Source organism: Phreatobacter sp. (assembly GCF_052440005.1).
In the GTDB taxonomy this organism is placed as follows: Bacteria; Pseudomonadota; Alphaproteobacteria; order Rhizobiales; family Phreatobacteraceae; genus Phreatobacter.
The window spans coordinates 1-14,461 of sequence record NZ_JBQVQL010000103.1 but is presented as its reverse complement, the minus strand read 5'-3'; the positions used below and the strand labels follow the sequence as shown (position 1 = coordinate 14,461).

Here is a 14,461-nt window from a genome sequence, read left to right as displayed (position 1 = left end):
GGGCGTCACGTCCCAGGCCACCGCCCGCACCGCGACGCCGCCGCCGAGCTATCTCGGCCAGGTGATGGCCCAGCTGCACCGCGCCAAGCCCGCCGGAACGGGACAGCAGGGCCGCGCCGTCGTGCGCTTCTCCATCCAGCGCTCGGGCGCGGTCGCCGGCGTCGGCCTCGCCGCCTCCTCGGGCAACGGCGCCGTCGACCAGGCCGCCCTCGCCATGGTGCGGCGCGCCGCGCCCTTCCCGCCTCTGCCGGCCGAATACGGCCCGGCCTCCATGCCGCTCACCGTTCCCGTCAACTTCCGATAAGCCGAGACTATTCCATGAGACATGCCCTCGCCGCCGGCCTCCTCCTCGCCGCCTCCGCCGCCGCCCCGGCCCTCGCCCATGTGACGCTCGAGCGCGGCGAGACGGCCCCCGGCTCCTACAAGGCGGTGCTGCGGGTGCCGCACGGCTGCGGGACACAGGCGACCACGGGTCTTTCCGTGACCATCCCCGAGGGCGTGCATTCGGTGAAGCCGCAGCCGAAGCCGGGCTGGTCGCTGGCCACGACCGTGCGGCCCTACCAGCGCGCCTACGTCAACCACGGACGCGAGGTGCGCGAGGGCGTGACCGCGATATCCTGGTCGGGCGGCTCGCTGCCGAACGAGCACTACGACGAGTTCGTCTTCGTCGGGCAGGTGGACGCCTCGCTGGCGGCAGCCGGCCAGATCTATTTTCCCGTGGTGCAGACCTGCGCCAATGGCGAGAACCGATGGACGGAGATCCCCGCGGCCGGCAGCCAGGCGCGCCTCGCTTCGCCGGCGCCTGTCCTGCGGATCGCCGCCTCCGGAGCGCCGGCCCACGCGCCCGCGACCGTGCGGGCGGGCAGCCTCACCATCGCCCAACCCTGGACGCGGGCGACTCCCGGCGGAGCGCGCGTCGCCGGCGGCTATCTCACGGTCACGAACACGGGTACCGCACCCGACCGTCTCGTCGGCGGCAGCGCCGCCTTCGCCGAACGGGTCGAGATCCACGAGATGGCAACGCAGAACGGCGTCATGACCATGCGGGCCCTCGGCAATGGTCTCGCCATCGCGCCCGGCCAGACGGTGGAGCTGAAGCCGGGCGGGCTGCACGTCATGTTCATGGGCCTGCGGACCCAGCTCACCGAAGGCCAGAGCGTGAAAGTGACCCTGGAGTTCGAGAAGGCCGGCAAGGTCGAGGTGGATCTCGCCGTCGGCGGGCTCGGCGCCCGCTCGGCGCCTGCCGGCGAGCATCACCACCACTGATGCGGCGGCGGGGCCTCCGCGCCCCGCTACAGCCCCATCTGGCGGCTGGCGAGATCCTTCATGATCTCCTCGGTGCCGCCGCCGATGGCATTGACCTTCACCTCGCGGTAGATGCGCTCGACCTTGGCGCCGCGCATGTAGCCGGCGCCGCCGAAGATCTGCACCCCTTCGGAGGCGCAGTGCGCCATGGTCTGCGTCGCCTGGTTCTTCAGGAGGCAGATGTCCGCCACCGGGTTCTCGCCCTGCTCGAGCCGCCAGGTCAGCAGTTCCAGCCAGGCCTGCGAGGCCTCGATCTGCTGGTGCATATCGACGAGCTTGTGGCGGATGACCTGGTGCTGGGTCAGCGGCTTGCCGAAGGTGACGCGCTGCCTCGCATAGGCCGTCGCCTCGTCGAGGCAGACCCGGGCGAGCGCGATGCAGCCGGCCGCCATGGTCAGGCGCTCGTGGTTGAAGTTGCGCATGATGATCTTGAAGCCGGCGCCCTCCTCGCCGAGGAGGTTGCCGACCGGCACGCGCACGTCGTCGAAATGCAGCGTCGCCGTGTCGGAGGCCCACCAGCCCATCTTCTTCAGCGGCGTGCGGGTGAAGCCGGGGCGGTCGCGCTCGACGAGGAGCAGGCTGACGCCGCCGGGGCCTTCGCCTCCCGTCCGCACCGCCACGGTGTAGAGGTCCGCCCGCATTCCCGAGGTGATGAAGGTCTTCTCGCCGTTGACGACGTAGTGGTCGCCGTCGCGGCGGGCTGTGGTTTTGAGGCCCGCGACGTCCGAGCCGCCGCCGGGCTCGGTGATGGCGAGCGCCGATATGGTCTCGCCGGCGAAGATGCCGGGCAGGACGCGCGCCTTCAGAGCCTCCGACCCGGCGTTCACGATCGGCGGGGTGCCGATGGCGTGGCTCATCAGGCTCGCATTGATGCCGCCGGCGCCGTGGCGGGCGAGTTCCTGGGTGGCGATGATCCACATGAAGCGGTCGGCGGGGGTGCCGCCATACTCTTCCGGGAAGCCGAGGCCAATCAGGCCGATGGCCGCCGCCTTGCCGTAGAGCTCGCGCGGAAAGCCCTCGGCCTCGTCCCACGTATGGGCGAAGGGCTCGATCTCGCGGGCGACGAAGCGGCGGACCTGATCGCGGAACGCCTCGTGATCGGCGGTATAGAACGGGCTCGCCATGCTGGCCTCGGCTTCGCGTTGTGTCGCGCTTTCGCAAAAGGAAAGCCGCCGGCACGGATGCCGGCGGCCCCGATGATGCTCGCGTCAGTGGGTGGAGGGCGTCGCCCCCTGCACCCAGCCACGGGTGACGACCCAGCGGCCGTTCTGCACCTGCGACAGGCGGGCGTCGTTGTTGCAGAGGCGGTTCTGCGCGGTGATGCTGCAGGGCCGCTGCTCGAACGGCGTCTGGGCCGGCGGGTTGGTGGCGATGGCCTGCATGAAGCTCTCCACCGTCAGGGTCTGCCCGGCCTTCAGTGCCGCCTGGGTAAAGGCGTCGCCGATCTGCCAGCCATAGGCGGAGAAGACCGTCGGGTCCTCGCCGAACTTGGCCTTGTAGCGGGCGGCCCATTCGCGGATCTGCGGGCTCGGATCGTCCGGATAGGGGTGGGCCGTGGTCATCATGGCGTAGAAGCCGTTGGCAACCGGGCCGCCGAGGGCGGGGATCAGGTGGGTGTAGGCCGCCGACGTCGCGACGAAGGTCGCCTCGAGGCCGATCTTGCGGGCCTCGGCGAGCACGCCCACCGTCTCGCGGATGATGGTGCCCATCAGCACGAGGTCACAGTTGGCCGCCTTCATGCGGGCGACCTGGGAGGAGAACTCGGTGGCGCCGCGCTTGTAGGTGGTGCGCTCGACGTAGGTCTGGTTGACGAGCCCGAGGGCCGCCTCGCCGCCGCGCATGACCTCGAGGCCAAACTCGTCGTCCTGGTAGACCACGCAGACGCGCTTCGCGTTCTTCTCCTTGATCAGCTCCGGCAGCATCGTCCGGACCTGGTCGAAATAGGAGGCGGCGAAGGCGAGCTTCAACGGTGTCGGCGGCATGTACATCTCGCGCGCCGCCGTGACGGGGAAGAAGTTCGGCACGTTGCGCTCGAACTGGATGGGCATGGCGGCCATGTTCTGGGCCGTGCCGATATGGCCGATCATCATGAAGATGCGGTCGGAATTCACCAGCTTCTGGGCGCCGAGAAGGGCCTTGCGCGGGTCATAGGCGCTGTCCTCGACGATCAGGCGCACCTGGCGGCCGTGGATGCCGCCGCGGGCGTTGAGCTCGTCGAAATACATCTGCAGGCCGGCGCGCGTCTGCTTGCCGTAGGCGGCGATGGGACCGGAGAGGTCCTGGATCGATCCGAGGGTGATCTGGTTGGCCGTGACGCCCTGGGTCTGGGCGAGGGCCGAGCCGGCGACGAGCGTCGCCGCCAGCGCAAGGCATGGGGTCAGTGAAGACTTCATCGTTTCCTCCGTCTGGTGGGCCCCGTTTGCCGGGGCTTGTTCTGATCGGCCGGTCGGGCGGCCTTCGAGGGGATGCTAGTACGAAGTCCGCACCGCCGGTAGCCGGTCAGGCCGCGGCGCTGCGGTACATGCCGGCGATGAGGTCGGCATATTTCTTCTGCACGAGATTGCGCTTCAGCTTCATGGTCGGGGTCAGTTCCTCGTCCTCCGCTGTGAGGCGCTGGTCTATGAGGCGGAAGGTCTTCACCTGCTCGACGCGGGCGAACTTGGCGTTGACCCGGTCGACCTCCGACTGGATCAGCGCGACGACCTCGGGGGCCCGGCACAGGCTCGCATAGTTGGAGAACGGGATGTCGTTGTCCTGGGCGAACTTCTCGACGTTCTCCTGGTCGATCATCACGAGGGCGGTCAGGTAGGGCAGCCGGTCGCCGATGATGACCGCGTCGGTGACATAGGGCGAGAACTTCAGCTCGTTCTCGATCTCCGACGGCGTGACGTTCTTGCCGCCGGCGGTGATGATGATGTCCTTCATCCGGTCGGTGATGCGGAAGAAGCCCTCGTTGTCGACCATGCCGACGTCGCCGGTGTGCAGCCAGCCGTCGCGGATGGCCTCGGCCGTCTTCTCGGGCTGGTTGAGGTAGCCCTTGATGATGGTCGGGCCCCTGGCGAGGATCTCCCCGTCCGGGCCGATCTTCATCTCGATGGCGCTGGTGGGACGGCCGATCGTGCCCGGCTTGACCTTGTCCACCGGCACGACGGAGCCGGCGCCCGAGGTCTCGGTCATGCCCCAGACCTCGAGCATGGGCACGCCGAGCGCGAAGTACCAGCGGATGAGGTCGGGCGAGATGGGCGCGGCGCCGGTGACGAGGAAGCGGCAGCGATGGATGCCGATCGCCTTGCGCACGTTGTCGAGGGCGAGCCAGCGGCCGAGCATCACCTTCATGCGCAGGGCGAGCGGCACCGGGCGCCCCTCCATGAGGAGGTCCGCCGCCTGGCGACCCTGGTCGATGGCCCAGCCGTAGAGTGCCCGCTGCAGCGGCGTGGCCTCCTTCAGGCGGATCATCACGCCGGAGTAGAACTTCTCCCAGATGCGCGGCACGGCGAAGAAGATCGTCGGGGCGATCTCGCGCACGTTGTCCGGCACGGTCTCGGGATTCTCGACGAAGTTCAGGGTGGCGCCGGAATAGAGCGCAAGGAACTGGCCGCCGACCCGCTCGGCCACGTGGCAGAGCGGGAGGAAGGCCATACGCTGGTCGTCCTCGTTCTGGCGGATCGACTCGTTGGAGATGACGGCGATGGCCGAGAGGATGTTGCGATGGGTGATCATCGCGCCCTTCGGCTTGCCCGTGGTGCCGGAGGTGTAGACGAGGATGGCGAGATCCTCCGGCCCGCGCGAGGCGAGGCGGCGGCCCCACTCGCCGGCATCGGCCGCATCGGCCTCGCGGCCGAGGGTGCGCAGGGCATCGAGGGTCATGACCTGCTGATCGGAGAAGTGGCGCAGGCCCTCGGTCTCCATGACGATAATGCGGTGGAGGGCCGGCAGGGCGCCGCGCACCGCAAGGATCTTGTCGAGCTGTTCCTCGTCCTCGACGAAGACGAAGCGGGAGGCGGAATCGGCGAGGAGATATTCGCACTGGGGCGGGGCGTCGGTCGGGTAGATGCCGTTGGAGACGCCGCCGGCGCCAATGATCGCATAGTCGGCAAAGGACCACTCCTGCCGGGTGTTGGCGAGGATGGAGGCGACGTCGCCGGGCTGCAGGCCGAGGGCGACGAGGCCCATGCCGATCTCGCGCACAATGCCGCCCATGGCCGTCCAGCTCGTCTCCTTCCAGAGGCCGAACTCCTTCTGCCGGACCGCGACCTTGGACCCTCGCTGGCGGACCGCGGCGTCGAAGACGGCGGAGACGGTCTCGCCCGGCGGGATGACGGCGGGGCGGATCGCCTGGTTGGGCCAGACGTCAAACATGGCGGCCTCCTTCGGCGGCGAGGGGCATGACGGCCAGGACTTCCACTCCACGCATCGCCCTCACCGCCACATCTTCTTCTTCTTCCAGCGGCGCTCGCCGCGGACCCCGGCCTCCTTCTGGCCGAGGTAGAACTCCTTCACGTCGTCCTTCTCGGCCAGCACCGACGCCCTGTCCTCCATGACGATGCGGCCGAGCTCGAGGATGTAGCCGTAGTCGGCGGTGGCGAGGGCCAGCGCGGCGTTCTGCTCGACGAGGAGGATGGTGACGTCCTCCTCGCGGTTGATCCGCTTGACGATGGCGAAGATCTCCTGGGTCAGCTTCGGCGAGAGGCCGAGGGAGGGCTCGTCGAGGAGCAGAAGGTCCGGCCGCGACATCAGGGCCCGCGAGATGGACAGCATCTGCTGCTGGCCCCCGGAGAGCAGCCCCGCATCCTGGTCGGAGCGTTCCTTCAGGATGGGGAAGTAGCGTTCCATCCGCTCGATGTCGCGGGCGACCTCGTCCCTGTCGGAGCGGGTGTAGGCCCCCATGAGGAGGTTGTTGCGCACGGAGAGGAGAGGAAACACTTCCCGGCCCTCGGGCGCCTGGCTGAGGCCGCGGCGGACGATATCTGCGGGGTCGCGGCGCTCGATGTTCTCGCCCTTGAAGACGATGGACCCCTTCTGCGGGTCGAGGATGCCGGAGATGGTCTTGAGGATGGTCGTCTTGCCGGCGCCGTTGGCGCCAAGGACGGTGACGATGGCCCCCTTCGGCACGGAGAGCGAGACGCCGCGGATGGCCTTCACCGCCCCGTAGGCGGCTTCGACGTTGGCGAGGGTGAGGATCGGCTCGCTCATGACGCCGCCCTTTCCGCCACGGCCTCGGCGGCCGCGGGCGTACCGATATAGGCCTCGACGACGGCCGGGTGGTGCTGGACCTCGGAGGGCGAGCCCATGGCGAGGACGCGGCCCTGGTTCATCGCCATGACCCGGTCGGAGACACGGGAGACGAGGGTCATGTCGTGCTCCACCATGATGACGGTGATGCCGAGGTCGCGGGTGATGTCCTCGATCCAGAAGGCCATGTCCTCGGTCTCCTCGACGTTGAGGCCGGACGAGGGCTCGTCCAGCAGCAGCAGCTTCGGCCGGGTGCACAGGGCCCGTCCCAGCTCGACCACCTTGCGAGCGCCGTAGGGCAGGCCGGCGACGGTGGCGTCACGGTGGACCGCGAGGTCGAGGAGGTCGATCACCTCCTCCACCTTCTCGCGCAGCGCCACCTCCGCGCGCTTCACCGAGGGCAGGAAGAGCGCCTCGGCAAGCGGGTTGGTGGTGCGATGGACATGGGCGCCGATGAGCAGGTTCTGCAGGACGGTGGCGTGTTCGAAGAGCTCGATGTTCTGGAAGGTGCGGGCAATGCCGAGGCCGGCGACCCGGTGGGCCGGCAGCTTGGTGATCTCCACGCCCTCCAGCATCACGCGGCCGGCGGTCGGGTTGTAGATGCGGCTGATGATGTTGAAGACGGTGGTCTTGCCGGCGCCGTTGGGGCCGATGATGGTGAAGACCTCGCCCTTGTCGACGGTGAAGCTGACCCCGTCGACGGCCTTGAGGCCGCCGAACTGGACCGCGATGGAGTCGGCCTGGAAGAAGGGGGCGCTCATTTCAGCCGATCCGATTTCTGGAAGGCCTTCTGCCGGCGGAACATGCCCTTCCGGTAGAAGGGGAAGAGGTCGAAATAGGCGCGGGTCTTGAGCCAGGCGCCGTAGATGCCGAGCGGCTCGAACAGGACGACGAGGATCAGCACCGCGCCGAAGACGGTCGGCTGAAGGCCGGTGGCCTCGGCGAGGAAGGTCGGCAGCATCGGCTTCGCCGCATTGATCACCTGCGGCAGGGCGATGAGGAAAGCCGCGCCGTAGATGGCGCCGTGGACCGAGCCGAGGCCGCCGATGACCACCATCATCACCAGCTCGATGGACTGCACCACGGTGAACTGGTCGGGCGAGAGGAAGCGGATGTTGTGGGCGTAGAGCGCGCCCGCGACGCCGGCGAAGGCGGCGGAGATGGCGAAGGACAGCGTCTTGTAGAAGGCGAGGTTGACGCCCATCGACTGGGCCGAGATCTCGGAATCGCGGATGGCGACGAAGGCGCGGCCGGTGGGCGAGCGCAGGAGGTTGATGACGATGAGCGTCGCGGCGAGGGCGAAGGCGAGACAGAGGTAGTAGAAGCTCGGCCCGTCGGCGAAGCGCCAGCCGAAGAGGCTCACGGGCGGCACCATCAGGCCGGCATTGCCGCCGGTGACGTGCTCGGCGCGGGCGATGATCTCCTCGATGATGGTGCCGAAGGCGAGCGTCGCGATGCCGAGATAGAGCCCCTTCACCCGGAGCGCGGGCAGACCGACGATGATGCCGACGACCGCCGCGAACAGCGCGGCTGCGGCGATGCCGACGAAGAAGGGCACGCCCGCCGTCACCAAGACGCCCTGCGTATAGGCGCCCACCGCCATGAAGGCGGCGTGGCCGAGGGAGAGCTGGCCGGTGAACCCGGCGAGCAGCATGAGGCCGAGGGCGACGATGGCGTAGATGCAGGCCTGCGAAAGCTGGGTCAGCACATAGGCGGAGACAAAGAGCGGCGCGACGAGCAGCACCGCCATGAGGAGCCCGTACCAGAAGACCTGGCCGCCGTGCTGGAACAGCTCGATGTCCTGCTCGTAGCGCGTCTTGAAGATGAAGCGCATGGCGTCAGACCTTCTTCGCCAGGCGTTCGCCGAACAGGCCGTTCGGCTTGAGCACGAGCATGGCCAGCACCACGAGGAAGGGCGCCGCGTCCTTGAAGCCCTCCATGAGGTAGAAGCCGGCGAGGGATTCCACGACGCCGATAATGAGCCCGCCGACGATGGCGCCGGGAAGCGAGGTGAAGCCGCCGATCACCGCCGCCGGGAAGGCCTTGATGCCGATGAAGCCCATGTTGGCGTGGATGAAGGTGAGCGGGGCGAGCAGGATGCCGGCGATGGCCGCCACCGCCGCCGAGATGGCCCAGATGAGGCTGGAGAGCCGCTTCACCGGAATGCCCATGTAGTAGGCCGCCAGCTGGTTCTGGCTCATGGCCTGCATGGCGATGCCGATCTTGGTGTAGCGGAAGAGCGCCGCGAGCAGGCCGCAGAGCACGATGGTCACGGCGATGATGACGATGTGCTCGGCGGAGATGACCAGGCCGCCGAAGCGGAAGACCTCGCCGCGGAAGGGCACCGGGAGGCTGTGGGTGTCGGTGCCGATCACCGGGATCATGGTGACAAGGCCGCGGGCCATGTAGCCGAAGCCGATGGTGACCATCACGATGGCCACCGCCGACTGGCCGAGGATGGGCCTGAGGATGATGCGCTCGTTGAGGAAGCCGATGAGCGCCGTCACCGCCATCGCGACGATGATGACCGCCCAGTAGGGCATGCCTAGTGTTGTGGCGGCGAAGAGGCCGGCGAAGCCGCCGATCATCAGCAACTCGCCCTGGGCGAAGTTCACCGTCTCGGTGGCCTTGTAGATGAGCACGAAGCCCAGCGCGATGAGGCCGTAGATGCACCCCTGCGCGAGCCCGCTGATCACCAGCTGGATGAACTGCACCTGCCCTCTCCCTGGACGGCGTTTCCTCTGACTTTTTTCACGGCCGGTTTTCCGGCTCGCAGGCACGTCTCGTCTTGAAGCCTTGCCGCAATCGGCTCAGGCCGCAAGCCTCAGAATCGATCGCGCCTCCGCGGCGGTCGCCACCTCGCGGCCGGCGGCGCGGACGAGGCCGGCGATCTCCTCGATCAGCGGCCCGTTCGAGGCGACCTTGGCGCCGTCGGCGCGGTAGAACGTGTCCTCGAGCCCGGTGCGCATGTGGCCGCCCAGTTCGGCGCAGCGGCGGTGCAGGGCCCATATGCCGGCGCGGCCGATGGCGGTGACCTGCCAGTTCGCGTCCGGCGCCTTGAGCTTCAGCAGGATGGGCAGGAGATCGGGATCGGCGGGCATGCCGGACTCGACGCCCATGACGAAATTGTACTGGAGCGGCGCCGTGGTCATGCCGGTGTCGCGATACATGGCGACGGCACGGACGATGCCGGTGTCGAAACACTCGAACTCGGGCAGGGTGCCGGTGCCCTTCATGACGTCGAGATAGGCCTTCACCTTCTCGACCGGATTGTCGAAGAGCATGGGCGGCCAGGCCCAGGTGCCGTCGGCCTTGACCTTCAGATAGTTGAGCGAGCCGGCATTGCAGGCGGCGATCTCCGGGCGCGTGTTGCGGATGCAGGCGAGGGCGCCGGCATAGTCGGGGCCCACCACGCCGGAGGTGTGGTTGATCACGACGCCGGGGCAGGTGTCGCGGATGGCGGCCTGCACCTCGGCTGACAGAGCCGGGTCCCAGGAGGGCAGGTGGCCCTTGCCCTCGCCCTGCTGGCGCAGGTGGATGTGCATCACGGACGCGCCGGCTTCATAGGCGCGCCGCGCCTCGGCCGCCATCTCCGCCGGTGTCACCGGCACCGAATGCTGCTTCGGATCGGTCAGGACGCCGTTGAGGGCGCAGGTGATGATGGCCTTGTCGCTCATGGCCCCGATGGTCCCCCCGGAAACCGGCGCGGTCTTGCGTTGAGCCGCTGCCGTCATCGCCCGGTCCAGACCGGCTTGCGCTTTTCCTGGAAGGCCTTGATGCCCTCCTTGGCGTCCTCGGTGGCGGCGGTGAGCGCGATCTGTCCCTCGGTGAAGGCGATCGCCTCGTCGAAGCTCATGGCCTCGATGGCGCGCATGGCATATTTGCCGCGGCGGATGGCGGTCGGTGACTTGTCGACGAGCCGGCCGACGAGCCAGTCCACCCTGGCATCCAGCTCGGCGCGCGGCACGACGTGGTTGACGAGGCCCGCGGCGCGCGCCTCCTCCGGTCCGAAGGGCTCGCCGGTGAGGCACCATTCCGCCACCAGCCGGCGCGGCACGATGCGCTGCAGCAGGCTCAGCACCTGCATGGGGAAGACGCCGACCTTCACCTCCGGCAGGCCGAAGACGACGTCATCGGCCGCCACCGCCATGTCGGTCATGCACAGCAGGCCCATGCCGCCGGCCATGCAGGTGCCGTTGACGCGGGCGATGGATGGCTTGGTGCCGTTCTGGGCGAGGCGCAGGAGATCGGCATAGTCGCTGGTCGGCTTGGACAGGTCCTGGAAGAAGCTCTGACCGCCGCCGAGGTCCGCCCCCGCACAGAAGGCCTTGTCGCCCGCCCCCGTGAGCACGATGACGCGGACATCGTCGTCGGCATGAGCGGCGCGCCAGCCCGCCGCGATGCCCGCCACCACCCCGGCATTCATGGCGTTGCGCTTGTCCGGCCGGTTGATGGTGATGGTGAGGACGTGGCCGGATTTCGCGGTGAGGACGGCGTCTGACATGGGTTTTCCCTCAGCCGGCGGACAGGGCGATGGCGGCGAGCAGCCGGCCGGTGGTCACCTGCTCGCCTGCGGTGACGGCGACCTCGCCGACCGTGCCGGCGACGGCGCTGGCGTGGACATGCTCCATCTTCATCGCCTCCAGCGTCACGACAGGCTGGCCAACCGACACCGTCTCACCAGCCGCGACATGGACCGCGACAACGCGCCCGTTCATGGCGGCAAGGATGCGGCCATCCGAACCATCCGAGCCGGCGCGGCTGGCCGGAGCGCGGGTGAGGTCGCGGACGATGACCTGGTCGGGGCCGCGCTGGAGGAAGAGGCGATCACCGTCTCGCTGATAGGGGACCTCGTCGGCTATGCCGTCATGGATGAACCGGCACCGGACCGCTTCCTTGCGATAATCCGGCCGCATCTCGTCAAAGCGAATGACGTAGTCGGTGCCGCCATGGCTGAGGCGGCAGGTGCCGTTGCGCTCCTGCTGGACGGCCACGTCGTGGCGGCGGCCGTCGATCTCCAGGACCATCCGGATGGGCAAAGGTGGCCCAAGATGACGGGGCCGGTAGCGGTAGCGCTCGGGCGTCTCGTCATCATGCAGGACTGCCGCCGCCAGAACGGCATCGGGGAGGCCTTGCGGCACAGGGCGGACGAGGTCGGCGCCATGATCGGCGATGAAGGCGGTGGTCGCCTGGCCTTCGGCAAAGACGGGATGCGCGAGGGCCCGCGCCAGGAAGCCCTGGTTGGTCATGACCCCCAGGCTTGCGAAGCGGTCCAGCCAGGCCATGAGCTTGGCGCGCGCCTCGTCTCGGCTGTTCTCGTGCACGATCACCTTGGCGACCATGGAATCGTAATAGGGCGGCACCTCCGCCCCCACGGCCATGGCGGTGTCGACCCGGGCATAGGGCTCGATACATTCCGGCCAGGTGTGGAAGCGGCCCGACTGCGGCAGGAAATCCTGCGCCGGATCCTCGGCGCAGAGGCGCACCTCGATCGTATGGCCGAAGGCCGGAGCCAGCGCGTCGTGCTGCGCAATCGCCTCGCCCGCGGCGATCATCAGCTGCCACCGGACGAAATCCCGCCCGACATTCAGTTCGCTGACGCGATGCTCCACCTGCAGGCGGGTGTTCATCTCCATGAAGTAGAACTGGCCGCGGCCGTCGAGCAGAAACTCCAGCGTGCCGGCGCCCTCGTAGCCGAGCGCCTTCACCGCCTTGACGGCAACCTCGCCCATCCGGTGGCGCAGGTCATGCGAGACGGCCGGCGAGGGAGCCTCCTCGATCAGCTTCTGATGGCGGCGCTGGATCGAGCAGTCGCGCTCGCCGACGTGCCAGGCATTGCCATGGCGGTCGCCGAAGACCTGGATCTCGATGTGGCGCGGAGCCTCGATCGCCTTTTCGAGCAGCACCGTCCCGTTGCCGAAGGCATTCGCCGCCTCCGACCGCGCGCTGCGAAGCGCCTCGGCGAACCGGGCGGCCTCGCGCACCAGGCGCATGCCGCGGCCGCCACCGCCCGCCACCGCCTTGATCATGACGGGATAGCCGATGGCCTCCGCCTCGGCCGCGAGGCGCTCGTCGGACTGGTCGTCCCCCTGGTAACCCGGCACGACGGGCACGCCCGCCGCCTGCATCAGGGCCTTGGCGCGGGCCTTGTCGCCCATGGCCTCGATGGAGTCCGGCGAGGGGCCGACGAAGACGATGCCAGCCTCGCGGCAGGCGCGGGCGAAAGAGGCGTTCTCGGCGAGGAAGCCGTAGCCGGGATGGATCGCCTCCGCCCCGCTCGCCTTCGCCGCCGCGATGATGGCGGGGATGTTGAGATAGGACTCGGCGGGCAGTGGCCCACCGATTTCCAGGGAGCGGTCGGCGGCATGGACATGCCGGCTCCGCGCATCGGCGCTCGAATAGACGGCGACGGTCTCGAGACCCATCTCGCGTGCGGTGGCGAAGATGCGCAGGGCGATCTCGCCGCGATTGGCGACGAGCAGCCGGCGGAACGGGGTAGCGACGACCGGTGGGGGCTTGAGCGGGATGACGGTCATGGTCACGGCCTCGCCACCGAGAACTGCATGGGCACGGTCTGCCGGCGCGCCGCCTCGCGGCAGATGGCGAGGGTCTCGGCGAGCACGGCGCGGGTGTCGCGGGGGTCGATGACGCCGTCGTCGAGCAGGCGGGCCGAGGTGGTGAAGACGTCCATCTGGCTCTCGAAGAGTTCGGTGATCTGGGCCTTCATGGCGGCAATCTGCGCCTCGTCCGCCTCCTTGCCGCGGCGCGCGGCACCGGCGCGGGCGACGATGGCCATGGTCTCCGCCGCCTGCTCGGCGCCCATCACCGCGGTGCGGGCGTTGGGCCAGGAGAAGCAGAAGCGCGGATGGAAGCCGCGGCCGCACATGCCGTAATTGCCGGCGCCGTAGGAGGCGCCGCAATAGAGGGTGATCTGCGGCACGGTGGCACTGGTCACCGCCTGGATCATCTTGGAGCCGTGCTTGATCATGCCGGCCTCCTCGTAGGCGCGGCCGACCATGAAGCCGGTGGTGTTGTTGAGGTAGAGGATCGGCGTCTGCGACTGGCAGCAGGCCTGGATGAAGTGGGTCGCCTTGTTGGCGCCGGCGGGGTCGAGCGGGCCGTTGTTGGTGATGATGCCGACGGAGTGGCCCTCGATCGCCGCATGGCCGCAGACGGTGGCCGGCCCGTAGGCCTCGCCGAAGGCGAGGAAGTTCGAGCCGTCGACGATGCGGGCGATGACCTCGCGCATGTCGACCGGGCGCTTGAGATCGGCGGGCATGATGCCGAGGAGGTCGTCTGCCGGGTAGAGCGGCGGCGCGAACTCTCGCTCGCCGGAGGGGGCGTCGCGGTCCCAGTCGAGGGCCGAGACGATCTCGCGGGCGAGGCGCAGGGCATCGCGGTCGTCTTCGGCGAGGTAGTCGCCGAGGCCGGAGACCGTTGTGTGCATCTCGGCGCCGCCGAGATCCTCTTCCGAAGCGATCTCGCCGGTGGCGGCCTTGAGCAGCGGCGGTCCGGCGAGGAAGGCGCGGGTGCGGCCGCGGACCATGACGATGTAGTCGGAGAGGCCGGTCTGGTAGGCGCCGCCGGCGGTGGAGGAGCCGTGGGTGACGGTGACCACCGGCAGGCCGGCCGCCGACAGGCGCGCGAGGTTGCGGAAGATCTGTCCGCCGTGGATGAAGTGCTCGACGCGGTAGCGCAGCAGGTTGGCGCCGGCGCTCTCGACGAGCTGGATGAAGGGCAGGCGGTTCTCCAGCGCCAGTTCCTGGACGCGGAGCTGCTTTTCGAGCCCCATCGGCTGGAGGGCGCCTGCATCGATGCCGGAATCGGACGCCGAGATCATGCAGCGGACGCCGGAGACGAAGCCGATGCCGGCGATGACGCCGCTGCCGGGCACGCTCTTCTCGGGGTCGGGGCTGTCCATGAG

At 68.9% G+C, this 14,461-nt stretch carries 13 protein-coding genes; 2 read left to right on the top strand and 11 right to left on the bottom strand.

Going from position 1 to position 14,461, the window contains the following annotated elements; translation table 11 throughout:
• Together ACT6XY_RS19570 and ACT6XY_RS19565 are read left to right on the top strand one after the other, a co-directional pair.
• The coding region (locus ACT6XY_RS19570; protein ID WP_444749981.1) for an energy transducer TonB family protein at positions 1 to 304 on the top strand (304 nt) is incomplete at its 5' end.
• A gap of 14 nt (positions 305 to 318) precedes the next feature.
• A complete protein-coding gene (locus ACT6XY_RS19565) occupies positions 319 to 1,266 on the top strand; it encodes a DUF1775 domain-containing protein (protein WP_444749980.1) in 948 nt (315 codons plus the stop codon).
• A 26-nt stretch (positions 1,267 to 1,292) separates the two neighbouring features.
• On the opposite strand, the gene ACT6XY_RS19560 is transcribed toward ACT6XY_RS19565, so the two are convergent.
• The 11 genes from ACT6XY_RS19560 to ACT6XY_RS19510 all read right to left on the bottom strand — a co-directional run.
• Entirely contained in the window at positions 1,293 to 2,429 is a 1,137-nt protein-coding gene (locus ACT6XY_RS19560; protein ID WP_444749979.1) for an acyl-CoA dehydrogenase family protein, read from the bottom strand.
• 84 nt (positions 2,430 to 2,513) lie between these two features.
• Complete coding sequence (locus ACT6XY_RS19555) at positions 2,514 to 3,698, bottom strand: ABC transporter substrate-binding protein (protein ID WP_444749978.1); 1,185 nt, start codon at positions 3,696 to 3,698, stop codon at positions 2,514 to 2,516.
• Between the two features lie 106 nt (positions 3,699 to 3,804).
• Positions 3,805 to 5,664 (bottom strand): AMP-dependent synthetase/ligase, encoded by a 1,860-nt coding sequence (locus ACT6XY_RS19550; protein ID WP_444749977.1) that lies wholly within the window; start codon positions 5,662 to 5,664, stop codon positions 3,805 to 3,807.
• Positions 5,665 to 5,724: 60 nt separating this feature from the next.
• A complete protein-coding gene (locus ACT6XY_RS19545) occupies positions 5,725 to 6,498 on the bottom strand; it encodes an ABC transporter ATP-binding protein (protein ID WP_444749976.1) in 774 nt (257 codons plus the stop codon).
• Positions 6,495 to 7,298 carry an ABC transporter ATP-binding protein gene (locus tag ACT6XY_RS19540; RefSeq protein ID WP_444749975.1) on the bottom strand — a complete coding sequence of 268 codons (804 nt, stop codon included), beginning with the start codon at positions 7,296 to 7,298 and terminating at the stop codon, positions 6,495 to 6,497. The genes ACT6XY_RS19545 and ACT6XY_RS19540 overlap by 4 nt, the downstream gene beginning before the upstream one ends.
• The gene (locus tag ACT6XY_RS19535) at positions 7,295 to 8,371 is read right to left on the bottom strand and encodes a branched-chain amino acid ABC transporter permease (protein WP_444749974.1); all 1,077 of its coding nucleotides are present in this window, start codon (positions 8,369 to 8,371) and stop codon (positions 7,295 to 7,297) included. The genes ACT6XY_RS19540 and ACT6XY_RS19535 overlap by 4 nt, the downstream gene beginning before the upstream one ends.
• Positions 8,372 to 8,375: 4 nt before the next feature.
• Entirely contained in the window at positions 8,376 to 9,251 is an 876-nt protein-coding gene (locus ACT6XY_RS19530) for a branched-chain amino acid ABC transporter permease (protein WP_444749973.1), read from the bottom strand.
• 96 nt (positions 9,252 to 9,347) lie between these two features.
• Positions 9,348 to 10,214 (bottom strand): 3-keto-5-aminohexanoate cleavage protein, encoded by an 867-nt coding sequence (locus tag ACT6XY_RS19525; protein WP_444749972.1) that lies wholly within the window; start codon positions 10,212 to 10,214, stop codon positions 9,348 to 9,350.
• Between the two features lie 53 nt (positions 10,215 to 10,267).
• A complete protein-coding gene (locus tag ACT6XY_RS19520) occupies positions 10,268 to 11,041 on the bottom strand; it encodes an enoyl-CoA hydratase/isomerase family protein (RefSeq protein WP_444749971.1) in 774 nt (257 codons plus the stop codon).
• Between the two features lie 10 nt (positions 11,042 to 11,051).
• Positions 11,052 to 13,073 carry an acetyl/propionyl/methylcrotonyl-CoA carboxylase subunit alpha gene (locus tag ACT6XY_RS19515; protein ID WP_444749982.1) on the bottom strand — a complete coding sequence of 674 codons (2,022 nt, stop codon included), beginning with the start codon at positions 13,071 to 13,073 and terminating at the stop codon, positions 11,052 to 11,054.
• 2 nt (positions 13,074 to 13,075) lie between these two features.
• The coding region (locus ACT6XY_RS19510; RefSeq protein WP_444749970.1) for an acyl-CoA carboxylase subunit beta at positions 13,076 to 14,461 on the bottom strand (1,386 nt) is incomplete at its 5' end.